This is a genomic window from Caballeronia sp. S22 (genome assembly GCF_964261745.1).
Taxonomy (GTDB): Bacteria; Pseudomonadota; Gammaproteobacteria; order Burkholderiales; family Burkholderiaceae; genus Caballeronia; species Caballeronia jiangsuensis.
Genome location: NZ_OZ180036.1, coordinates 215835 through 237876 on the forward strand (window position 1 = coordinate 215835; position 22042 = coordinate 237876).

Here is a 22042-nt window from a genome sequence, read left to right on the forward strand (position 1 = left end):
GCCCGCATCACAACGATAAAAACGCTTGCGGGAAGCGGTTTCAATTCCGGGATGCGACCTTTCCAGGCGCGCGCCCATCATTGAAAAGGGAATGAAGTGAGTAGAAGTCCTTCCGTGAACGTACAGACGTTCATCAACGATCATCCGTTCTCGCCGTTTCAGTGGCTCATCTTCGGGATGTGCTTCGTGATCGTCCTTCTGGATGGTTTCGATACCGCCGCGATCGGCTTCATTGCGCCTTCGCTCGTCACCGAATGGCAGATCAGCCGGCCGGCGCTCGCGCCTGTCCTGAGCGCGGCGCTCTTCGGGCTCGCCGCGGGCGCGCTGCTTTCCGGGCCGCTGTCGGACAAGCTCGGCCGCCGCGTGATGCTGCTTTCGTCGGTGCTGCTGTTCGGCGTCGCGTGTCTCGCGTCGTCGTTTTCCGCCGACATCACGCAACTGACGGCGCTGCGCTTCGTCACCGGCCTGGGGCTCGGCGCCGCCATGCCGAACGCCGTCACGATGATGGGCGAGTTCTGCCCCGACAACCGCCGCGCGACGCTCATCAACCTGATGTTCTGCGGCTTTCCGCTCGGCGCGGCTTTCGGCGGTTTTCTCGCCGCGTGGATGATTCCGCATTTCGGCTGGCGCAGCGTGCTGATGCTCGGCGGCGTCGCGCCGCTCGTGCTGTCGGTGCTGCTCATCGCGACGCTGCCGGAATCGGTGCGCTATATGGTGGCGAAGGCGAAGCCCGTCGAGAAGATTCGCGCGACGCTCGCGCGCATCTCGTCGGACGCCGCGCAGGCGGGCTCGTTCTTCATGACCGAAGCCGCGCCCGCCGCCGCCGGGCAGAGCGGCATGAGCGTGGTGCTGTCGCGCTCGTACATCGTCGGCTCGGTCATGCTGTGGCTCGCTTACTTCATGGGCCTCGTGATCTTCTATGCGTCGATCAACTGGATGCCGATCCTGCTCAAGGAATCCGGACTGACGCCGCAGAAAGCGACGCTCATCTCCGCGCTGTTCCCGCTCGGCGGCGTCGGCGCGGTGTTGTGCGGCGTGCTGATGGACAAGTTCAACGCGAACCGCATCATCGCGGCGTGCTATGCGCTGACCGCCGTGAGCGTGTATCTGATCGGTCAGGCGGTGGGCAACGTCGGCATGCTCGTGCTCGTCGTGTTCCTCGCGGGCGTGCTGATGAACACCGCGCAATCGTCGATGCCCGCGCTGGCCGCTGCGTTCTACCCGACGCAAGGACGCGGCACGGGCGTCGCGTGGATGCTGGGCATCGGGCGCTTCGGCGGCATCGCGGGATCGTTCCTCGTCGCCGAACTGGCGCGCCTGCACTTCAGCTTCGGCGCCATCTTCGCGACGATCGCGGTGGCGGGGCTGGTGTCGGCGGTTGCGCTGCTGATCAAGCAGGCCGCGCATCCGCAGACGGCGATGGCGAGCGATCTCAAGTCGACGGAGCCGGTCGGGCATTGACTCGATGCAGCACCGTGTAGGTCGTGGGCGCCCCGCGTGACTTCGGTCACGCGGGGCGTTTTCTTTTGTGCGGGCGCATTGCGACGCTGCCCGTACCCCTCAAGAACGCAATCCGCTTGCCGTTAATTTGCATACGGCTTTCGATTGCAGGGCCACGTTGCGCTCTCGCATGCAAACGTAAAACCGCCCGCGATCGCAAGCCGCAAAGCGAGCGCCTGCCCCGGCGCTTCCATCGGCTCCTTCAACCAGATCGTGAAAAAACTTTCCTTCAAGACCAAGCTCATGAGCACCGTGGGCTTCGTATGGCTCAGTCTGATTCTTCTGTGCGCGCTCAACGCGATCTCCACGAAACACTCACTGATGCGCAACCGTGAAAACGCGCTCGCCGAACAAGTTCAATCGGCGACGAGCGTGGTCAGGTTCTATGTCAAGCAGGCGCAAAGCGGCGCGTTGCCGGAGGAAGACGCGAAGAAGCTGGCGATCGCCAGCGTGCGCGCGATCCGCTACGGCACGAGCGGTTATCTCGGCATCCTCGATTCGAAGATGTTCCAGGTGCTGAACCCCGTGCGCCCGGATACGGAAAACAAGATCAACGATTTCGTCGATGCCACCGGCAAGCATTTCACCGGCGAAATCGTGAAGCACGGTCTCGACGGCTCGCATATCACGACCTATCTCTATCCGAAGCCCGGCGAGACCGAGCCGCTGCAAAAGCTCACCTACGGCGACTACGTGCGCGAATGGGACTGGCACGTCTACACGGGCGCGTATATCGACGATATCGACGCGGCCTTTCACGCGATCGTGCTCAAGTCGCTGCTGCTCATCGGCGTGATCGGCGCGGCGCTGACGTTGGCGATGACGCTCATCATCCGCGGCGTGCTGAAGAGCATCGGCGGCGATCCGCGCGACGTGTCGATCGTCTGCCAGCGCATCGCGGCGGGCGATCTCGCGCAGGCCGTGCAGGTTAAGCCGGGCGACGATTCGAGCCTCATGCATTCGATGCACACGATGCAGTCGCGCCTCACGCAGACGATCGCGCAGATCAAGCTCGTCGCGGACGGCATCACGGCGGCGTCGCGCGAAATCGCCGACGGCCATCACGATCTGTCGTCGCGTACGGAAGAGCAGGCGGCGTCGCTCGCGGAAACTGCATCGAGCATGGAAGAACTCACGTCGACCGTGCGCCTGAATTCCGACAACGCGGGGCAGGCGAGCGAGCTTGCGGCGAGCGCGTCATCGACGGTCGAAAGCGGCAGCGGTGTCGTGCTCGGCGTCGTCGCGACGATGGACAAGATCGCGGGCAGCTCGGAGAAGATCGTCGACATCATCGGCGTGATCGAAGGCATCGCGTTTCAGACCAACATTCTCGCGTTGAACGCGGCCGTCGAAGCGGCGCGCGCGGGCGAGCATGGGCGCGGCTTCGCGGTGGTCGCATCGGAAGTGCGGGCGCTTGCGCAACGTTGCGCGGCGGCGGCAAAGGACGTGAAGACGCTCATCGACGAATCGGTGACGAACGTCACGGCGGGGCAGGATCTCGCGCAGCAATCCGGCGATACGATGAAGCGGATTCTCACGTCCGTCACGCGCGTGAACGACATCATGAGCGAGATCTCGTCGGCGTCGTCGCAGCAGACGCAGGGCATCGAGCAAGTCGGAGTCGCGATCACACAGATGGACGCCGTCACGCAGCAGAACGCGGCGCTCGTCGAGCAGGCGACGGCCGCCGCCGCCGCGCTCGCCGTTCAGGCCGAGGAACTGAAGAACGCGGTCTCGGTGTTCAGAACCTGAACGCCTTTCATCGAGGACACACCGTTTGCGAATCGTCAGACCGTGGCATGTCGCGTGCTGACCCGTATGGTGCGAACCGGCCGCGGCGCGAGCGCCGCGGCCAGCAGGCAGATCAAGCCGCAAGCATCGCATTTTGCAAACCGCAAACAGGAGTGTCCGACATGAAACGTTTCGCCCTTTCCACCGCCGCTGGCGCTATTGCTCTCGTCTGTGCTTCCGCTTTCGCGCAGGACAATCCGCCGAGCTCGAACACGGGCCTGCAGGCCGGCGACAACGCGCAAACGACGACGCAGCACGCGCAGTCGAAGTCGCACAAGACCTCGCATTCGAAGAAGATGCAAAAGAGCGCGACGAGCGCGGGCCCGTCCACCGATCCGGGCGGCACCGCGACGCCGAGCGGTCCGGGCGCGCCGGTCAGCGCGAGCGGCTCGGGCAAGTAACGGCCGACGCGCGATGACATGAGGAACGGGACGCCGCGTGGCGTCCCGTTCGCTTGAGGCGCTTGCTCAACGCACGAAGGTGCCGAGACCGTCCTCGTCGTAATACTCCAGCGTCACGCGATCGCTCAGGAACGATACCTTCGAGATCGTGCCGGGATTCGCGTTCTCGTTGACGAGCGTGAACGTGAAAACATCGCCGTCCCAGTGCGAGAGCGGCAGGGTCATCGGACGCGGGCCGATGAGAATCGCGAGCGCGCCGCCCTGATCGACGACCTGAATCGGCCCGAAGTAATCGTTCTTGTACGTGCCGAGATACGTGGACATCGCACGCGCGGGCAGCGGCGACGCGGGCGGCGTAGCACCGACGAGCGAGCCGCTCGGCGCCGAAAGCGGCGCGAGCGCTTCGTTGTAGAGCGCGAACCAGTCACGCTGGATCGAGCCGTATTGCACGATATCGAAGAATTGCTGACCGAGCGCTTCCGGCACGCCGATCGGAAAAGCGTTCGTTAGCGCGACGATCGCGAGATTCGTCGACGGCACGACCATGAAGCTCGTCGCGCCGCCCGCGCTGAACGCGCCGGAATGACCGTACGACGCGCGCCCCGCACTCGTCTGCCCGACGTTGAATCCGTAGCCGTAATAGCCCGCGGGACTGCCGTTGCCGGGCGGCGAGCTTTGCACTTGCGCGGTGATCGCGGCGGTGAGCGCGGTTGCATCGACGACGCGATTGCCGTTGAAGACGCCGGTGCCGAGCATCATCGCGAGCCACTTCGCCATGTCGTTGACCGACGCGCTCACGCCGCCCGCGGGCGATTGCGCGTCGGGCATCGTCCCCAGTCCCTGCACCCACTGATTGCCGCGCCTGACGTGCCCGGTCGCGCGGTTCGCGCGCGCGATGAAGTCCGCATAACGCGAGCTCGTGCTCGTCATGCCGAGCGGCTTGTAGAGCATGTTTTCGGAGAGCGTCGCCCAGTCGATGCCCGCGGCCGCCGCCACGGACTCCGCCGCCGCCGTAAGCCCGAAGTTCGTGTAGAAGTACGAATGACGAAACGGATGCAAGGGCAGAAAGCGCAGCCGCTGCAGAACTTCCGTTTGCGAGTAGCCCATGTCTTCGAGCTTGTCGCCTGCGTGGTCGGGCAAGCCGGACTGATGCGAGTAAAGATCGCCGATGGTCACCGCCGCGCTCACGTCGTCCTTCGACAGCGTGAACCACGGCAGATGCGCGCGCACCGGCGTATTCCACGCGATGCCGCCCGCGCCGACCTGATGCGCGACGACCGAAGCGCCCACCGGCTTCGACATCGACGCGAGCTGAAACACGGTATCGGCATCGACGGCTTGTCCCGAACCGACGAGCCGTGTGCCGAAGCCTTTTGCATAGACGGTCTGCGTGCCGCGCACGACGGCGACGGCCATGCCGGGCACGCCGGTTTTGCTCAGCAGGTCGTTGGCGAGCGTGTCGAGCTGGGAGAGGGCTGCGTTGACTTGCGCGTCCGGCACGGGGCCGGTTTGCGTGCCGTTCGAAGGCGAGGCGTTGGCGTCATCGGAATCCGAACCGCCGCCGCACGCGGCGATCGTGCTGCACAGTGCCGCGCCCAGAAAGCGGCGGCGTCCCTCTGAAGGTCTCATACTCGCGTCTCCCCGATGTCGCGCACGGCGCGCGCAGAGCGGATTCTATATTGGAAACTATCCGTCAGGCGCGTGTCGTATGAAGGAAAGGGAGAGACTCGTCGTGCTCGCCGCCTTACTTTGCGAACAGCGACGACATGTCGGCGAACGCCTTGATCTCGACGGCATTGCCCGACGGATCGAGGAAGAACATCGTCGCCTGCTCGCCGACTTCGCCCTTGAAGCGCACATGCGGCTCGATGATGAAGCGCGTGCCCGCGGCGCGCAGCTTGTCGGCGAGTTCTTCCCATTGCGGAATCGACAGCACGACGCCGAAGTGGCGCACCGGCACGGCGTCGCCATCGACCGCGCTCGTCGAACGATGCCCGGCTTCCTCGGGCGCGAGATGCGCGACGATCTGATGCCCAAAGAAATCGAAATCGACCCAGGCGTCGGAGCTGCGGCCTTCCGGGCAGCCGAGCAATTCGCCATAGAACTCGCGCGCGGCGGCGAGACTGTGAACGGGGAACGCGAGGTGGAACGGCGGCATGGCGTGCTGGGTCGTGCTCATGGCGGTGAATCCTTTGATCGACGTGTGGGGAACGAGATCTCAGTGTATTGACAAATAAATGTGTTGAAAAACGATATATTGCGGGAGTCAGCCCCATTATTTTCGATGAATCGACATGCTGCGCGAACTTCAGACTTTCATCGCGGTGGCGCGCCACGGCACGTTTGCGGGCGCGGGCGCGCATATCGGCCTCACGCAATCGGCCGTGAGCGCGCAGATGCAGCGCCTCGAAGCGCATCTCGGCGTCACGCTGTTCGACCGCACCGGCCGTTCCGCGACGCTCAACAAGGCGGGCCGGCGCACGCTCGAACTCGCCGACGAACTCATCGCGCTGTACGCGCGTCTCGCCGAACCGGAAGGCGAGGACGGGCGCGGCGGCTCGCTTTCGGTGGGCGCGATCGCGTCGGCTCATGGGGCGCTGCTGCCTGACGCGATCGGCGCGTTCCGGCGCATGTTGCCCGCGTGGCGCATCCGGCTCGTGCCGGGCGTGTCGCTCAATCTGCTGGCGAGCGTCGATGCGGGCGAGATGGACATGGCCGTCATCATCCGCCCGCCGTTCTCGCTGCCGGCGGAACTGCGATGGCGCGCGCTCGTCGCGGAGCCGTTCGTGCTGCTCGCGCCCGCCGCGAAGAAGGGCGCTCACTGGCGCGAGCTGATCGAGTCGGAGCCGTTCATCCGATACGACCGGCGTTCCTTCGGCGGCCGGCAAGTGGACACGTTTCTGACGAAGCGCCGCATCGCGGTGCGCGACTCGATCGAAGTCGATGAACTGCCGGGCATCGCGCAACTGGTGGCGCGGGGCCTGGGCGTGGCGCTCGTGCCGGTGTCCGATGGCACCGGCGCATGGCCGCGCGGCGCGGTCGCGCTCGATCTCGGCGATGCCACGTTCCATCGCGAGATCGGTCTGGTCGAACGCGCGCGGCGCGTGCGTGCGGACGAACCGGATGCGGCGGCGCGGCTTGCCGGCTGCATCGTCGAGGCGGCGGAGCAGGGCGGGGCGAAGACGCCCGTCAAACGCGCACGCGGGCGCAACCCGGCGCGCGGCATCGCCTAGAATGCGTTGCAGACGCGTTTCCTTCGGTGGCTCCCATGGATGACGAGCGAAATATCGGCGACACGAGAACCCGCCTCGCGGATACGGCGCTGACGTTCGCGCAATCGGGCGCGCGTCGCGGGCAGGCGGCGCTCGCGTGGCTCGATCGCGTCGATCCGGGCACGCATCGGCGCATCAAGGGCTTGCGGCTCGTGACCGCGTACGGGCTCGCGGCGTCGCTCGGCGCGTTGCAGGACGTGACGCAGAGCGTGCCGCCGGGCGTGTCCGTCGGCGCGCTCGCGGGCGGCTTTGCGCTGTGGGCGAGCGTGTCGGAGGCGCGCACGACGCGCTTCGAGTCGAGCCGCGATCTGGCCGTTCTGTGCATCGCCGCTGCGTTCGGCGCGCTGACCTTTGCCCTGTTCGGTTCGACGTTTCGCGAGTTCGGGCGCGGCGGCGCCGAGCTGATTCTCGTGACGGGCGCATTCTTCGCGGGCTATCTGAAGCGTTTCGGGCTCGCGGGCGCGGGCATCGGCTCGCAGCTTTATATCGGGCAGCTTCTCGCCTACGGGATGGATCTCAGACCCGGCGATTCATCGGCGATCCTGATCGCGCTGCTGATCGGGATGCTCGCTGCCATCGTGCCGCGCGTATTGAGCGGGCCGGCGGAGCATCCGGCCTTGCTGCCGGCGCTCGCGTCCGAGCCGGCTTACGGGCGTCACGTGATATCGCCCGCAACCGCGATGGGCTTGCAGGCGGCGTGCGGCGCGCTCGTCGTCGTGGTGCTGAATCGCGCGTTCGGGCTGGCGGAATCGGCATGGGCGATCACGGCTTGCGTGTATGTCGTCGCGACATCGGCGGTCGGGACGGCGGAGCGCGTGCGGCGGCGCATCTACGGGACGCTCGTCGGGGTGCCGATCGGGATCGTGTGTCTGCCGCTCGCGGAGCACTGGCCGCTCGTGGTGTGGGCGTTGTCCGCGTTCGCGATGATCGTCTATGCGATGGCGTTGCCGGAGCGGTATGACATCGCGTGCGGGGCGTTCGCTTTCGTGCTCATCGTGACGATGGCCGCGAGTGGCGTGCATTCGGTGGAACTGCTGACGGCGCGGGCGTGGGAGACGCTTCTTGGCGGGGCGTTGGGGCTGGTTGCGTCGAGGGTTATCTTTCCGTTGCGAGTGGTGAGGGAGTGAGGGGTAGGCGTTGTCCCTATACGGGGCAGCAGTCACTTTCTATCAGCTGATTGCCGAGATGCCCACCTTGGAACTTGACCTCGACTATCTGATCGCCTTGATAACCGGCTTGACGCGAGGATCGTTGCAGAGTCGATCGCAACCGCCTTCGCATATCGGATACAGAGTTACTCCAAGCTGATGAATGTCCAGATTCCCGCTCGAATCGTGAGCTTCCTCTTCACTTAGAACGTGCGGCTCGATCCAGAAATTCTCTTCTCGTATGCCAAGCTGAGACAGATAGGTTTTGAGATTCTCTCCTCGTTTTTTCACAAGTTCTTCCGGATTTCTCTCGTGAACGTATGCCGCAGGTTGCACGACGCCTCGAATTTGTGTGTCCGGCCATTTACGGGCCTCGATTACCATCTCGGCGATTTTCACCCGGTCTGAATTTGGGATTTTTACCGAATTGAGGGGAATCCTGCTTTCCATGAATTCCAGAACCTGGCAACTTATCGCGCTGCCCGAAAACAGCAAAAGAGCAAGAAAGAGACTGGCTGATTTAGCGTTTAGTATTCTCATGAGACTTGGCTCATGCCCAGCGCCCAACGTGAACATCATCCCCTTGTAATCGCAAATTTCCCCGTCGTTACTGAGCTTGTCACCGACAACCGCAATTCGGCGCATCATGATCTGCCTCGGCGACATGTTTCGTTGTGCTTTGTTAATGTCACGTATCTCAACTCCGCCATATTGATCTGGATAACTAACGTATCTGATTTAAAGGCGGGCCGAAACAGGAAGACGTTACTTTTTGTCGGCGAAATTGCGCAAAGTTGACGCTTCCTGGATTCAAGCGGCGTGCGAGCAGGTGCCGCCCCTCAACGTTCCGCCACCTTCTCCAGCAACCGATCCAGCACCTCGAAATCCACCGGCTTCACCAGATGCGCATCGAACCCCGCCTGCGCCGAGCGCTCCTTGTCGCCCTCCTGCCCGAACCCCGTCATCGCGACCACCGTCGCACCCCCGACGAGCCGTTGCGAGCGCAACGTCCGCAGCACCGCATACCCATCCATATCCGGTAACGCCAGATCGAGCAGAATCAGCTCCGGCGGAAAATGCCGGACGACATCGATCCCTTCCTTGCCGTGATACGCGATGCGCACGTCATGCCCCTTCATCTGCAGCAGCATCGCGAGGCTGTCGGCCGAATCGCGGTTGTCGTCGATGACCACGATGCGCAAACCATCGCCCACGGCCTGCGTCGCATTCTGCGCGAGCACGCGATGCGGCCGCGGCGCATCGTCGTCGGAAGCGTAGGGCAGGCGCACCGTGAACGTGCTGCCCTGATTCGGCCCGCCGCTCGACGCGCTGATCGAGCCGCCATGCATCTCGACGATAGACCGGCACAGCGTAAGCCCGATACCGAGCCCCGCCTCGCCGGGATTCAGATAGTGATCTTCCTGCACGAAGAGATCGAAGATGGACGTGAGCCCCTTCTGCGAAATGCCGCGCCCCTTGTCGATCACCTTCAGCAAGAGCGCGCTCGTCTCGCATTCGATTTCAACGATGATCGTGCTCGCTCGCGGCGAGAACTTCGACGCGTTGTTCAACAGGTTCTGCACCACCTGCACGAGCCGCGTGCTGTCGCCCACGACATGCACCGGCGTCTGCGGCAGCTTCGTGACCACGCGCTGCGCGCGCTCGTCGGTGAACGGATGCACGAGCTCGATGCTGCGCGCGACGATATCGCTCACATCCACGCGCGCCATGCGCAGATCGATCTTGCCCGTGGTGATGCGGCCCATGTCGAGCAGATCGTCGACGAGCCGGCCGAGATGCGATGTCTGCCTGTCGATGATGTCGCGGCACGCAGCGACGCGCTGCGGCATGTCCGCTTCCATCTGCATCACGCCGATGGCATTGCGCACCGGCGCGAGCGGATTGCGCAACTCGTGCGCGAGCGTCGCAAGGAACTCGCTGATGCGCCGCGACGACACTTCGAGCTGTTCGAGGCGCTTGCGCTCGCTCATGTCGCGCGTGACCTTCGCGAAGCCGCGCAGCACGCGATGCTCGTCGTACACCGCCGTGATGATCACGTTCGCCCAGAAGAGCGAGCCGTCCTTGCGCACGCGCCAGCCTTCGTTTTCCACGCGTCCCGTGCGAATCGCGGTCTGCAGTTCGATCTCGGGAACGTTGGCCGCGAGATCCTCGGGGCAATAGAACGTCGAGAAGTGCTTGCCGAGAATCTCCGACGGCTGATAGCCCTTGATGCGCATCGCGCCCGTGTTCCAGCTCGCGATATGGCCGCCCGGATCGAGCATGAAGATCGCATAGTCGCTCACGCTTTCCACGAGCAGGCGAAAGCGCTCTTCCGACAGACGCAGCTTATCCTCCTCGGCACGCTTCGCAGTGAGATCGCGCGTGCACTTTGCGTAACCGATGATCTCGCCCTTCGTATTGCGCGCCGCAGTAATGACCACGTTCGCCCAGAACAGCGTGCCGTCCTTGCGCACGCGCCAGCCTTCATCCTCGAAGCGGCCGGTCGCGTACGCCTGCTTCAGCTCGTAATCGGGCCAGCCGCGCGCCACCGCTTCCGCCGGATAGAAACGCGACAGATGCTGGCCGATGATCTCTTGCGCCTCATAACCCTTGATCTTGCGCGCGCCCTTGTTCCAGCTCGTGATGCGGCCGCTCAAGTCGAGCATGAAAATCGCGCAGTCTTCGATCGCATCGACGAGCGCGTGATACTGCGAGTCGCTCAGCGCGTGCTCGATCGAAGCCGGGCCTGCGACGCCGAGCTCCGGGACGGCTGATCTCGATCTGGTCATGGTTAGGGTCGTCAGCGCAGCGGTGAAGTGATAGATCGCGGTTCGGCCTGGCTGACGCACGAGGGTGGACGTCTGCTGGACAAAGCCGTCCACACAGTTTACCCGCTGATGGCGTCGCGTACCGATACCTTTGTAACAAGCGGTCGCCAGCGGCGCCGTCACGGAAACGTCCCTTGACAGTGCGCGGCGTGGTTTATAGCTTTAATCATTTCATATCCGAAAGAGAGCCTCGCTCATCCGTCGGATTGCCCGCTCGACGCATCCAGCGAACTCCCGTCTGTCGTGCACCGCATCGACGTCTGCAAACGGAGGCTCTCATGGACCGTCGCCGCTTCCTCTCGCTGTCCACGTTCTATACCGTCGCGGCCGCCACCGGCACGCTCGCGGCCTGCCATTCGGGCGATCACGACGACGGCGGCAATCCCGGAAGCGGCGGTTCCACGCCGCCGCCGGCCGGCGCATTCGCGTTCCCGCAAGGCGTCGCGAGCGGCGATCCGCGTGACGTCTCGGCGGTATTCTGGACCCGTTGCGTCGCGAACGGGAGTAACGCGGCGACATCGCCGTCGCCCGTCGCGCTGACGCTGCAAGTGTCCGCGCAGCAGAACTTCGCGCAGCTCGTCGCCAGCGTGCCCTTGAGCGCCGTGCCGGATTACGACTTCACGGTGCGAACCAAGGTCACCGGCCTCGCCGCGAAGACGACGTACTACTACCGTTTCGTCGCGGGCAGCGACGTCAGCGTGACCGGCACGACGCGCACCGCGCCTGCCGCGAACGAAGCGATCTCGCAACTGCGCTTCGCATGGTTCGTGTGCCAGAACTGGAGCGCGAATCACTGGCAGGCGATGTCGCTCCTGGCCGCGGAAACCGATCTCGACTTCGTCGTGCATCTCGGCGATTACATCTACGAGGCGGGCTTTGCCTCGCAACCGGGCACCGTGGAGCCCGTGCATCCGGCGATCACGCTGCCGAGCGGCGGCACCTACGCGAATACGCTCGACGACTATCGCACGCTGTATCGCACGTATCGGGGCGACGCGCGTCTGCAGAACGTGCATGCGCGTTTTCCGGTCATCGCGATCTGGGACGATCACGAGTTCTCCGACGACTGCTGGCAGGATCACCAGACCTACACGAACGCGAACCTCCAGCAGACCGCGCGCCGCCGCAATGCGAATCAGGCGTGGGCGGAGTATCTGCCCGTCGACTGGGGCGACGTGTCGTTCGATCTCAACAACGCGGCCTACGACAACATCCGCATCTATCGCGACTTCCACTTCGGCTCGCTGATGCATCTCGTGATGACCGACGAGCGGCTTTATCGCGACGATCACGTCGTCAGCGAAGCGGCGATCGCGCAGGCGCTCGGGCACGATCCGGTCAACGGCAACGATCTCGTCGGCTCGCGCTATTTCGTGCCGCAGCCAGTGCTCGCGCAGTTCGAGGCAGCCGATACGCAGCGGCTCGGACGCGTGCCGTCGATCTTCGGTCCCGCGCAGACGCAATGGTGGAAGGACACGCTGAAGGCCTCCACGTCGATATGGAAAGTGTGGGGCAACGAAGTGATGATGAACCGCCTGTGGCTCGATCTCACGTCGATTGCGCCGGTGCCCGACAACGTCGTGTTCGTGCTCGACTGCGATGCGTGGGACGGCTATCCGTCGCACAAGGCGGACCTGATGTCGTTCGTGAAGGCTCAGAACATCACGAACCTCGTCGCGATCACGGGCGATCTGCACGCGTTCCAGGCGGGCATCGTGCGCGATGTGCCCGATCCCGCGAAGGGCACGCCGGTGATGATCGATCTGATGTCGGCGGGCATCAGCAGCCAGCCCTTCTTCGAGGACGTGAAGACGTATTCGGCGGGCATGCCGCTCGCTTCGCTGATCAGTTCTTCGGCGCTGTTCGACAGCTTCATCCGCCAGAACAATCCGGACATGCTGTACGCGGATCACGATGGCATCGGCTATGCATCCGCGACGGTCACGCCTACGCAATTCATCGCGATCTTCAACAAGGTGAAGTTTCTCAACGCCGACGGCACCGCGCCGCAAAGTCCGCTGCAAAAGCGCACGCGACTGACGATCAATGCGGGTGCGGTATCCGTCGCCGTCGAGGACAACATCTGAATACGCAACGCGCTCCATACATAAGGCATCGATCCATCCATTCCTATCCTTGCTTTTGAGGGGATTTCAACGCCTGTCCGCGCACGTAGACTGCGTGGACATTTCAGAAGGTCGTTTGCTGGCAGGCAGTGCAATGAGGCCGATTGAAGTGACCATGTGAAACCCTCAGGAGCACTATCATGACCGGCAATCTCAAAGGCATCATCTTCGTCGCGGCGCTCGCGGGCGCTTCCTATGCAATGGCGAGCGGCTATGGCCCCGCGCCGTACTACTCGCCGATGGATGGCGCGCCCATGTCGCAGCAAGGCATGAACATGCAGACCATCGCGCAGGACGCGCAGCAAAGCAACGATGCGAGCGTCGATAAATCGAAGCAGGACACCCCCCTCATGCAAGCGCAGGACTGAGTGCGGTTGCATGACTTCGCGTTCTGCCGGTCACGCCGGCGGGACGCGCTCGTGGGTCGAGCCTGTGGCAGGCAGTGCGAATGGGCCCATGAAGTGAATCTTGGAAACCCTCAGGAGCACTACCATGACAGGAAGACTCATCGGCATCGTCCTCGTTGCGGCGCTGATCGCCGGATGCTATGCGCTCGCGCGCGGCCACGGCCCCATGACGTACTACATGGACGACAACGCGCTGTTGTCGCGCTATCTCGCCGATACGGAAACGCTGGCAAGCGATAGCCAGCCCGCCAGCGCGAGCGTCGCGACGGTGAAGCACGAAAGCCCGCTGCTTCAATCGCAGGATTGAAGAGGCTCAGCGCTCGCCGAGCAGCGTGCGCAACATGCGGTCGGGATTCGCGAGAAACGCGCGCGTCACCTTGAAGTGCTCGGTGTCTTCATAGGCGACGCGCTCGATGCCGTTCGCGGTGAACTGATAGATCCACGCGTCGGGGTAAGCCATGAGGATCGGCGAATGCGTGGCGATGATGAATTGCGAATCGTCGTTGACGAGATCGTGGATGCGCGCGAGCGCGGCAAGCTGGCGTTGCGGCGACAGCGCGGCCTCGGGTTCGTCGAGCAGATAAAGCCCTTGTCCGCCGAAGCGCTCCATCAACAGCGTGAGAAACGACTCGCCGTGCGATTGCTCGTGCAGCGACTTGCCGCCGTATGACGAGATGATCGGCGGGCCGAAGCCGGGTTCGTCGTCGAGCTGTTCGATTTCCGTCGCTACGTTGAAGAAGCTTTCCGCGCGCAGAAAGAAGCCGTCGCGCGGCCGCTTGAATCCCTTAGCGATGCGCAGGTATTCATGCAGCGGCGAATGCGACACGCGCGTGCCGAAGCGAAAGTTCTTCGTGCCGCCCTCGGGATTGAAGCCCATCGAGACAGCGATCGCCTCCAGGAGCGTCGATTTGCCCGAGCCGTTTTCGCCGACGAGAAACGTGACCTTCCGATGCGGCTCCAAAGTGTCGAGCGCGCGCACGGCGGGCAGCGAAAACGGATAGGCGTCGAACGAAGGCGCCTTGTCGCGCAGCAGCGTGATACGGCTGATGAACTGGGTCGAGAGCATCGCCGCGCGTTTAGTGGAAGGCCTGATTCGCGGCGTTTTTCGCGGCATTCGACGCGCCGTCCGCGCCGACTTTCTCGACCGTTTCCTTCGCGCGTCCGATCTCGATCTTCGGCATGAACAGCATCGCGACGACGGTGCCGAGCGCGATCACGAACATCGCCGTGAAGGTCAGATGCAGCGAGTGATGCAGCACGAGACGGATCTCGTTGTTGGCCGCGAAGTCGCCGGGCACGGACGAAAGCAGTTGCTTCAACTGATCCGCGTGCACGGGCGGCAGTCCGTCCGTATGGACGAGGCCGTAGTTCTGCACCGCGCCGAACACGGCCGCGCCGAGCGTGTTGCCGAGATTGCGCGAGAACAGGTTCGATGCGGTCGCGCTGCCGCGTTCGTGCGGCTGCACGATTTCCTGAATCAGGATGAGACACGACACGCTCGTGATGCCCATGCCGAAGCCCAGCACCGCCGAGCCGACGCCCGCCCAGACCGGGCTCGATTGCGGACCGAGCAGCACGAACGGCAGCGCGCCGAGCGGAATGAACACCGGGCCGATCATCAGGAGACGCCGCAACCCGATGCGGCTGAACGAGCGCGACGTAAAGGTCGCGCCGCTCGGCCAGCCAATCATCATCATCGTGAGCGCGAGGCCCGCTTCCACCGGCGTGCGATGCATCACGCCCTGCACGTACATCGGCAGGAACGTGGTGAGGCCCATCATCGCCATGCCGGCGAGCAGGGTCGCGACGTTGCTCGCCGCGATCGGCCGATGCGACCACAGGCCGAACGAGATCATCGGATCGGCGGCGCGGCGCTCCTGAACCACGAAGCACACGCTGGCGAGCACCAGCACGGCGATCTCGGTGGCCACGCGTGCATTGCCCGCGTGGCCGGCGTCGGTGAGCGTCATCATCAGCGCGGCGACGGCCGTGGTGAAGAAGAACGCGCCCGCGAAGTCGATCGCCGGGCGGCCGTGGCGCTTTTCCTCGTGAAGGAACAGGATGAAGAGCAGGGCGGCCAGAATGCCGATCGGCACGTTGATCCAGAAAATCCACGCCCACGAGAACTGGCGGATCAGAAGGCCGCCGACCATCGGGCCGAGCACGGCGGACACGGCCCAGACGCTCGCGAGATAGCCCTGCACCTTGCCGCGCTCACGCGCCGGATAGAGATCGCCGACCACCGTCAGCGCGACCGGCAGGATCGCCCCCGCGCCGACGCCCTGGATCAGCCGGAACACGATCATCGCGGGCATCGACCAGGCGAAACCCGCGAGCACCGAGCCGATCAGAAAGATCGCGATGCCCGCGAGGATCGCCGGCTTGCGGCCGTACAGGTCCGCGAGCTTGCCGAACACCACCGTGAGCGCCGTCTGCGTGAGCAGGAACGACGAGAACACCCAGCTATAGAGATTGAGGCCGCCGAGCTGCGTCGCGATTTGCGGCATCGCAGTCGAGACGATGGTGGCTTCGATCGCGACCATGGCCATCGAGGCCATGACCGCTGCAATGACGAGGGGACGAACGGTTTTTCTGGTCTGTGACATGCGGTGATGGAATGGCATATCGCGCGCCGCGCGGATCGAAGAACGATGCGCGCAAGCGGGCCATGCTCGAAAGATGGAGATGCGGCGGCGACGCTCAGGCTTGCGGAATCCTTGCAGCCGAAGCAATGTCGCCGATGAATAAGCGCCGGATGCAATGTTATCCCGCCACGGGAATCGTTGCTCGACGAAGCGCGCGGCGCGCTCATTCAACGCTAATTCTTCGCGCCTACGCTTCTTTACGTGGACGGGCGGCACGCTTCCCCGGCACTTCGCGGCCCGCTCCACGTTTCTCGACTCTCCTCAGCCCCTGGCGTCGGCCGTCATCGGACCGACGCCTTTTTTCTTCCGCGCGCTCAAGACGCAACGGTCACGCACATGTCGTCTTTCAGACCGAAATCTCCGGCAATGTCGCCTAAAATCGAACGGACTGTTGAATCGCCCCGTTCCTTTCCGAAGCGGCGGACCCGAATGATCAAATCACTGAAGAATCAACTCGTCGTCGCGCTCGGGCTGCTCGTGAGCGTGATCGGCGTCGTGCAGGGCGTGAGTTCGTATCAGTTGAGTCAGACCGGCATGAGCGCGCTGCTCGACATGCGGCTCGAACAGGTGGCGGCCCGTCTGCGCGAGGGACTCGCCGAAAGCCTGCCGAAGAATCCTTCACGCGGAACGCAGGACGAGCGCGACGTGGTCGCCGTCGTGTGGAAGCCCGGCGAGGACGTGCCGTTCCGCACCACCGACCCGTCGCTGCATTTTCCGCGTGACGCGCAGCCGGGCTTTTCCGGCGTCGACGTCAACGACGAGCACTGGCGCATCTTCACGCGCCAGGAGCCGACCATGACGATTCAGGTCGCCCAACGTTCGTCCGTGCGCCGCGAGATCACGCAGGAAGCGGCGACGCAAACGCTCTGGCCGATCGCCGTCCTGCTGCCGCTCGTGTGGATCGCGGTCGCGCTCGTCGTGCGGCGCTCGCTGCGTCAGCTGAACGAGCTCGGCGCGGAGGTGCAGGCCATCGACATGGGTCATCTGCAACCGCTGCCGACGGTCGGCGTGCCCACGGAGATCGAGCCTTTCATCCATTCGATCAACACGATGATCGAGCGCCTCGCGACATCGATCGAAAAGGAGCGCAAGTTCATCGCCGACGCCGCGCACGAACTGCGCACGCCGCTCACCGCGCTTCAGCTTCAGGCCGACAATCTCGCGCCGCATATCGTCGCCGGCAATCAGGAGCGCTTTCAGGAACTGCGCAAGGGCATCGCGCGCAGCGGCAAGCTCATCGCGCAACTGTTGCGGCTCGCGCGCGCCGATGCGCCCGTGAACGGCGCGCCGCTTGCACGCGTGGAGCTGTCGGAAGTGGTGACCGACGCCGTCGCCGACGTGCTGCCGATCGCCATCGCGCGCGGCATGGACATCGGCGCGGAGGAAATGGTGAATGCGCACGTGCGCGCGGTGGAGACGGACATCGGCATGGCGGTGAAGAATCTCGTGTCGAACGCGGTGCGCTATACGCCGGACGGCGGCACCATCGACCTGCGCATGCGGCGCGACGGCGACATGGTGTGGATCGATGTGGTCGACAACGGCCCGGGCATCGACGAAGCACTGCTGCCGCGCGTGTTCGACCGCTTCTTCCGTGCGAACCCGGACGTGGAGGGCAGCGGCCTCGGCTTGTCCATCGTGAAGGCGATCGCCGCGCGCTACGGCGGCGACGTCACGCTCAGAAACCGCGCCGACGGGCACTCGGGCATCGTCGCTTCGATCGGCTTTCCCGTCGAGGAAGTCACCGAAAACGCCGCGTTACCGGCATTAAACACATAAGGATTTGCGCGCGCTTTTGCGCCGATTACAATGCATTCGCTGCGTGGCGCGAAGTGATCGTCATCGATCGGAAAAGAATCGAAAAGACCGGTCGTGCGTTTCATATCCTTCGGCCGCATTCCGGGCGCGTGGCGCGCGCCATTCTCGCGACCCGCGAGGTGGAACATGCGAATTCTCCTGATCGAAGACGACGTGCAGATCGGCACGAGCCTCATGCGTGCGCTCAAGGACGCGGACTACGCCGTCGACTGGGTCCGCGACGGCAACGCGGGCCGCGAGGCGCTCGACGCCGCCGAATACACCGTGGTGCTGCTCGATCTCGGCCTGCCGGGCATGACGGGCATCGAGTTGCTGCGGCAGGCGCGCACGGCCGGCAATGCGACGCCGGTGCTGATCCTCACCGCGCGCGACGATGTCGACACACGCGTTCAGGGCCTCGACCTCGGCGCCGACGACTATCTGCTCAAGCCCTTCAACATGCCCGAACTGCTCGCGCGCATCCGCGCGGTGCTGCGGCGCAAGGCGGGCTACGCGGTCTCGCGCCTTGGCGACGATTCCATCTGCCTCAATCTCGATCAGCGCACGCTCACTTGCGGCGAGACCTCGGGCGTGCTCTCCGCGCGTGAATTCGCGCTGATGCACGCGCTGCTCGAACGCCCCGGCACGATCTTCTCGCGCGATCAACTGGAAGACCGCCTTTACGGCTGGGGCAAGGAAGTGGAGAGCAACGCGGTCGACGTGCTGATCCATTCGGTGCGCAAGAAGTTCGGCGCGGGCGTGATCCGCAACGTGCGCGGCCTCGGCTGGACCGTGATGCTCGGGCAGGCGGGCCGTGAGGAAGCCAAGTAGCGCACGTTGCATGAGCGGCGCGGCTCATGGCTGATCGTGGTGTCGCCCGAGCGCGCCGCAGAAGTACATGCTGTAGTCGTGATCCTGCGTTTCGACCTGGCGCATGCGGCGTTCGAGATCGGCGAGATCATTCGACGACGCGAGATAGGCGTCGCGGAGATCGTCCGTCGTGCGGATGGAGAAGAGGGTGTCGATGGACTGCGAAAGACGTTCAAACATGATGTGCTCCGGTCGTTGAAAGAAGGCCGGTAAGAGTGGGGCCGACGGAAAGCAGGTTATGCCCCGCGAATTAGAAAGGAATGAGAGCTCGGTCGAGCGTCTTCTCATGCGCGAATCCGCTCTTCGCATGACGAAGCGTTCGCCAACGCACCGTGAATCGGATCGCACTGCGGGCAGGCACTGCCGCGCCGCACCATCCCGTGCTATCGTGCTTTTATAGGGGTGACGTGCGGGTTTCCATGCGAAACGCCGTGCGTGATTCGCGTTCGTCGATCGTCTCTCGTGAAGGCCGCCATGAACGATGTGTCTCGTATCCTCAGTGCCCGCGACCGCGTCGAGTTGCTCTGCTGGCTCACGTGCGGCAGTCTCGGCGCGTATTACCTGAACGGCGACTGGCCGGCCGCCTCGTTTCACGTGCAGGCCGCGCACAAATGGCTCGACCGGCATCAGCGGCTCGCCGACTGGCTCACGGTCGCGAAGCTCGCCGCCATCGCACGCGAGATCGCCACGCAGCATTGCGCGATGCTCGAAGCGGACTGGGCGCGCGAAGCCGTCGAGGAAATTCTCGACAGTGAAGACCTCAACTATCAATCGGATGTCGTGCGGCAGGTGTTCGACGATTGCCGCCGCGCACTGGCAGAAAAGCGCACGCCGGAATGAGCCGGCAATCGTGCGCACTGGCAGGCTCTAGCGCGAATTACTGTATGGATGTACAGTAAGCCATTTTTATTGCCTGGCGGCACTGCCTCAGCATGTTCGGTGCGTTCGTTCCTGTCGATTTCGCTTTGAGCGCGTCTCGTCGCGCGGCGACACTCTGATCGCCGCAATGGACACGCCGTTTCCCGCAAACGCACCCGCACCGCGCCGCATCGCGCATCTAGACATGGATGCGTTCTTCGCATCGGTCGAACTCCTGCGCTATCCGGAACTGCGCGGCATGCCGGTCGTGGTCGGCGGCGGCCGCAGCGCCACGCCGGAAACGCTTGCCGACGGCTCGCGCCGATTCAGGCGTCTGCGCGACTACGCGGGGCGCGGCGTCGTGACCACGTCCACTTACGAGGCGCGCAAGTTCGGCGTCTTTTCCGCGATGGGCATGATGAAGGCCGCCCAGCTCGCGCCCGACGCGATCCTCCTGCCGACCGATTTCGAGTCCTATCGCCATTACTCGCGCCTGTTCAAGGCGGCCGTCGCGACATTTACAACGCAGATCGAGAATCGCGGCATCGACGAGATTTATATCGACGTCAGCGATCTTCCCGGTGAGCCGGCCGATATCGGCCAGCGGATGAAGGACGCCGTGCACGACGCGACCGGCCTTACGTGCTCCATCTGCATCGCGCCGAACAAGCTGCTCGCGAAGATCGGCTCCGAGCTCGACAAGCCGGACGGCCTCACCATCCTCACCATGGACGACCTGCCGACGCGCATCTGGCCGCTCGCCGCGCGCAAGGTGAACGGCATCGGCCCGAAGGCGAGCGAAAAGCTCGCGTCGCTCGGCATCGTGACGGTGGGCGATATCGCCGCCGCCGATCCCGGATTCCTGCAAACGCACTTCGGCGGCACATATGCCGCGTGGCTCGCGCGCATCGCGCAGGGCCAGGACGAGCGGCCCGTGGTCGTGAGCTCGACGCCCAAGTCGATGAGCCGCGAGACCACGTTCGAGCGCGACTTCCATCCGAAGCAGGATCGCGCGACGCTCTCGGCGGAATTCACGGGTCTGTGCACGCGGGTCGCCGAAGACTTGCAGCGCAAAGGCTATGTCGGGCGCACGGTTTGCATCAAGCTGCGCTTCGACGATTTCCGCACCGTGACGCGCGATCTGACCGTGCCCGTCGCGACCGCCGATCCCGTCGAAATCCGCCGCGCCGCGACCGAGTGCCTGAAGCGCATCGTGCTCGATCGCCGGATCAGGCTGCTCGGCGTGCGCGTCAGTGCGCTCGCCGGGCGCGATGAAAGCGGTTTCGTCGAGCCGGTGCAGGTCGAATTGCCGTTCGACGCCGGCAGCGACTGAGCAGATCGGCGTGTCGTATCGCTTCCGACAAGGCTTTATCGCACCGGCGCATAACGAAAGCTCGCATCCTTCGTTGCCGGCTGAATCGCCGCGCGTTAGATTGATAGCTTCCCCGAAGTTATCGATTCGACCGTGACGATTCAGACTGCTCCCGCTTCACTTGCCACATCCGGCGAAGCCGCCGATCAATCCATCGAGATTCGCAAATTCGACGCGCCGCTCGGCGCCGAAGTGATCGGACTCGATCTGTCGAAGCCGTTATCGAATGCCGATTTCTCGCGCATTCACCGCGCGCATCTGGATCATCACGTGCTCGTGTTTCGCGATCAGCGCATCACGCCCGACGAGCAGGTCGCGTTCAGCAAGCGCTTCGGCCCCTTGCAGATTCACGTGCTGCATCAGTTCGGGCTCGCGGGGCATCCGGAAGTGCTGATCGTGTCGAACATCGTCGAGAACGGCAAGCCGATCGGCCTCGGCGATGCGGGCCATTTCTGGCATTCGGATCTCTCGTACAAAGAGAAGCCCAGTCTCGGGTCGCTCCTGCATGCGCAGGAATTGCCCGCGCTCGGCGGCGACACGCTCTTCGCGAATCAGCATCTCGCGTGGGACGCGCTGCCTGCGCATCTGCGCGATGCGGTCGAAGGCCGTTCGGCCGAGCACACGTATCTCGCCAAATACGCCGAGCTGCAACAGCGCAGCCCGTGGCGGCCCAATCTTTCGGCGGAGCAGATCGCGCAGGTCAAGCCGGTCACGCATCCGATCGTGCGCACACATCCGGAAACCGGACGCCGCGCGCTCTTCGTCAGCGAGCATTTCACGACGCGCGTGATCGGCCTGCCCGAAGACGAAAGCCGCGCCCTGCTCGCGGAACTGTTCGCGCACAGCACGCAGCCCGAGTTCATCTATCGCCATCAATGGCGCGAGCGCGACATGGTGTTCTGGGATAACCGCTCGGTCATGCATCTCGCGGCAGGAACGCCGGACGATCAGCGCCGCAAGCTGTATCGCACGACCATCGAAGGCGACGCGCCTTTCTAAACACAATATCGCTTGATTTACGGGGTTT

20 protein-coding genes are annotated in these 22042 nt (G+C 64.1%); 13 read left to right on the top strand and 7 right to left on the bottom strand.

Annotated features, from left to right (window positions below):
• Positions 1-96: 96 nt before the first annotated feature.
• The 3 genes from ACEN42_RS16110 (at position 97) to ACEN42_RS16120 (ending at position 3692) form a co-directional block, all read left to right on the top strand.
• Positions 97-1461, top strand: a complete 1365-nt coding sequence (locus ACEN42_RS16110; protein WP_371881811.1) for an MFS transporter — start codon at positions 97-99, stop codon at positions 1459-1461.
• Between the two features lie 252 nt (positions 1462-1713).
• Complete coding sequence (locus ACEN42_RS16115) at positions 1714-3252, top strand: methyl-accepting chemotaxis protein (RefSeq protein WP_371881812.1); 1539 nt, start codon at positions 1714-1716, stop codon at positions 3250-3252.
• A gap of 161 nt (positions 3253-3413) precedes the next feature.
• Entirely contained in the window at positions 3414-3692 is a 279-nt protein-coding gene (locus tag ACEN42_RS16120; protein WP_238218163.1) for a hypothetical protein, read from the top strand.
• 66 nt (positions 3693-3758) lie between these two features.
• On the opposite strand, the gene ACEN42_RS16125 is transcribed toward ACEN42_RS16120, so the two are convergent.
• Together ACEN42_RS16125 and ACEN42_RS16130 are read right to left on the bottom strand one after the other, a co-directional pair.
• Positions 3759-5321, bottom strand: coding sequence for a serine hydrolase (locus ACEN42_RS16125; RefSeq protein ID WP_371881813.1), 1563 nt, complete (start codon positions 5319-5321; stop codon positions 3759-3761).
• Between the two features lie 115 nt (positions 5322-5436).
• On the bottom strand, positions 5437-5871 hold the full coding sequence (locus ACEN42_RS16130) for a VOC family protein (RefSeq protein WP_371881814.1): 435 nt from the start codon (positions 5869-5871) through the stop codon (positions 5437-5439).
• Between the two features lie 115 nt (positions 5872-5986).
• Between ACEN42_RS16130 and ACEN42_RS16135 the strand changes: the two genes are divergently transcribed.
• Positions 5987-6925, top strand: coding sequence for a LysR family transcriptional regulator (locus tag ACEN42_RS16135; protein WP_371881815.1), 939 nt, complete (start codon positions 5987-5989; stop codon positions 6923-6925).
• 35 nt (positions 6926-6960) lie between these two features.
• Positions 6961-8091 (top strand): FUSC family protein, encoded by a 1131-nt coding sequence (locus tag ACEN42_RS16140; protein ID WP_371881816.1) that lies wholly within the window; start codon positions 6961-6963, stop codon positions 8089-8091.
• 84 nt (positions 8092-8175) lie between these two features.
• Here the strand turns inward: ACEN42_RS16140 and ACEN42_RS16145 are convergent, their stop codons facing one another.
• Entirely contained in the window at positions 8176-8760 is a 585-nt protein-coding gene (locus tag ACEN42_RS16145) for a hypothetical protein (protein WP_371881817.1), read from the bottom strand.
• A gap of 191 nt (positions 8761-8951) precedes the next feature.
• Positions 8952-10901: a PAS domain S-box protein gene (locus tag ACEN42_RS16150; RefSeq protein ID WP_371881818.1), complete on the bottom strand. Its 1950-nt coding sequence runs from the start codon at positions 10899-10901 to the stop codon at positions 8952-8954.
• A gap of 317 nt (positions 10902-11218) precedes the next feature.
• On the opposite strand from ACEN42_RS16150, the gene ACEN42_RS16155 reads away from it, so the two are divergent.
• From ACEN42_RS16155 to ACEN42_RS16165, 3 genes are all read left to right on the top strand, one after another.
• Complete coding sequence (locus ACEN42_RS16155; RefSeq protein ID WP_371881819.1) at positions 11219-13027, top strand: alkaline phosphatase; 1809 nt, start codon at positions 11219-11221, stop codon at positions 13025-13027.
• Between the two features lie 179 nt (positions 13028-13206).
• Positions 13207-13434, top strand: a complete 228-nt coding sequence (locus ACEN42_RS16160) for a hypothetical protein (protein WP_035510109.1) — start codon at positions 13207-13209, stop codon at positions 13432-13434.
• A gap of 124 nt (positions 13435-13558) precedes the next feature.
• Positions 13559-13780, top strand: coding sequence for a hypothetical protein (locus ACEN42_RS16165; protein WP_035510112.1), 222 nt, complete (start codon positions 13559-13561; stop codon positions 13778-13780).
• A 6-nt stretch (positions 13781-13786) separates the two neighbouring features.
• On the opposite strand, the gene ACEN42_RS16170 is transcribed toward ACEN42_RS16165, so the two are convergent.
• Complete coding sequence (locus ACEN42_RS16170; RefSeq protein ID WP_371881820.1) at positions 13787-14539, bottom strand: AAA family ATPase; 753 nt, start codon at positions 14537-14539, stop codon at positions 13787-13789.
• A gap of 10 nt (positions 14540-14549) precedes the next feature.
• Entirely contained in the window at positions 14550-16079 is a 1530-nt protein-coding gene (locus tag ACEN42_RS16175; RefSeq protein ID WP_371881821.1) for an MDR family MFS transporter, read from the bottom strand.
• 468 nt (positions 16080-16547) lie between these two features.
• On the opposite strand from ACEN42_RS16175, the gene ACEN42_RS16180 reads away from it, so the two are divergent.
• Together ACEN42_RS16180 and ACEN42_RS16185 are read left to right on the top strand one after the other, a co-directional pair.
• On the top strand, positions 16548-17897 hold the full coding sequence (locus ACEN42_RS16180; RefSeq protein ID WP_238218155.1) for an ATP-binding protein: 1350 nt from the start codon (positions 16548-16550) through the stop codon (positions 17895-17897).
• A gap of 165 nt (positions 17898-18062) precedes the next feature.
• Positions 18063-18746: a response regulator transcription factor gene (locus tag ACEN42_RS16185; RefSeq protein WP_035510151.1), complete on the top strand. Its 684-nt coding sequence runs from the start codon at positions 18063-18065 to the stop codon at positions 18744-18746.
• A gap of 24 nt (positions 18747-18770) precedes the next feature.
• Here ACEN42_RS16185 and ACEN42_RS16190 read toward each other — a convergent pair whose 3' ends face one another.
• Positions 18771-18965, bottom strand: a complete 195-nt coding sequence (locus tag ACEN42_RS16190) for a DUF3563 family protein (protein WP_238218154.1) — start codon at positions 18963-18965, stop codon at positions 18771-18773.
• A 294-nt stretch (positions 18966-19259) separates the two neighbouring features.
• Between ACEN42_RS16190 and ACEN42_RS16195 the strand changes: the two genes are divergently transcribed.
• From ACEN42_RS16195 to ACEN42_RS16205, 3 genes are all read left to right on the top strand, one after another.
• The gene (locus ACEN42_RS16195) at positions 19260-19625 is read left to right on the top strand and encodes a hypothetical protein (protein ID WP_035510125.1); all 366 of its coding nucleotides are present in this window, start codon (positions 19260-19262) and stop codon (positions 19623-19625) included.
• A gap of 166 nt (positions 19626-19791) precedes the next feature.
• Positions 19792-20976: a DNA polymerase IV gene (gene dinB, locus ACEN42_RS16200; RefSeq protein WP_371881822.1), complete on the top strand. Its 1185-nt coding sequence runs from the start codon at positions 19792-19794 to the stop codon at positions 20974-20976.
• Positions 20977-21108: 132 nt separating this feature from the next.
• Entirely contained in the window at positions 21109-22014 is a 906-nt protein-coding gene (locus ACEN42_RS16205) for a TauD/TfdA dioxygenase family protein (protein ID WP_371881823.1), read from the top strand.
• Positions 22015-22042: the final 28 nt, after the last annotated feature.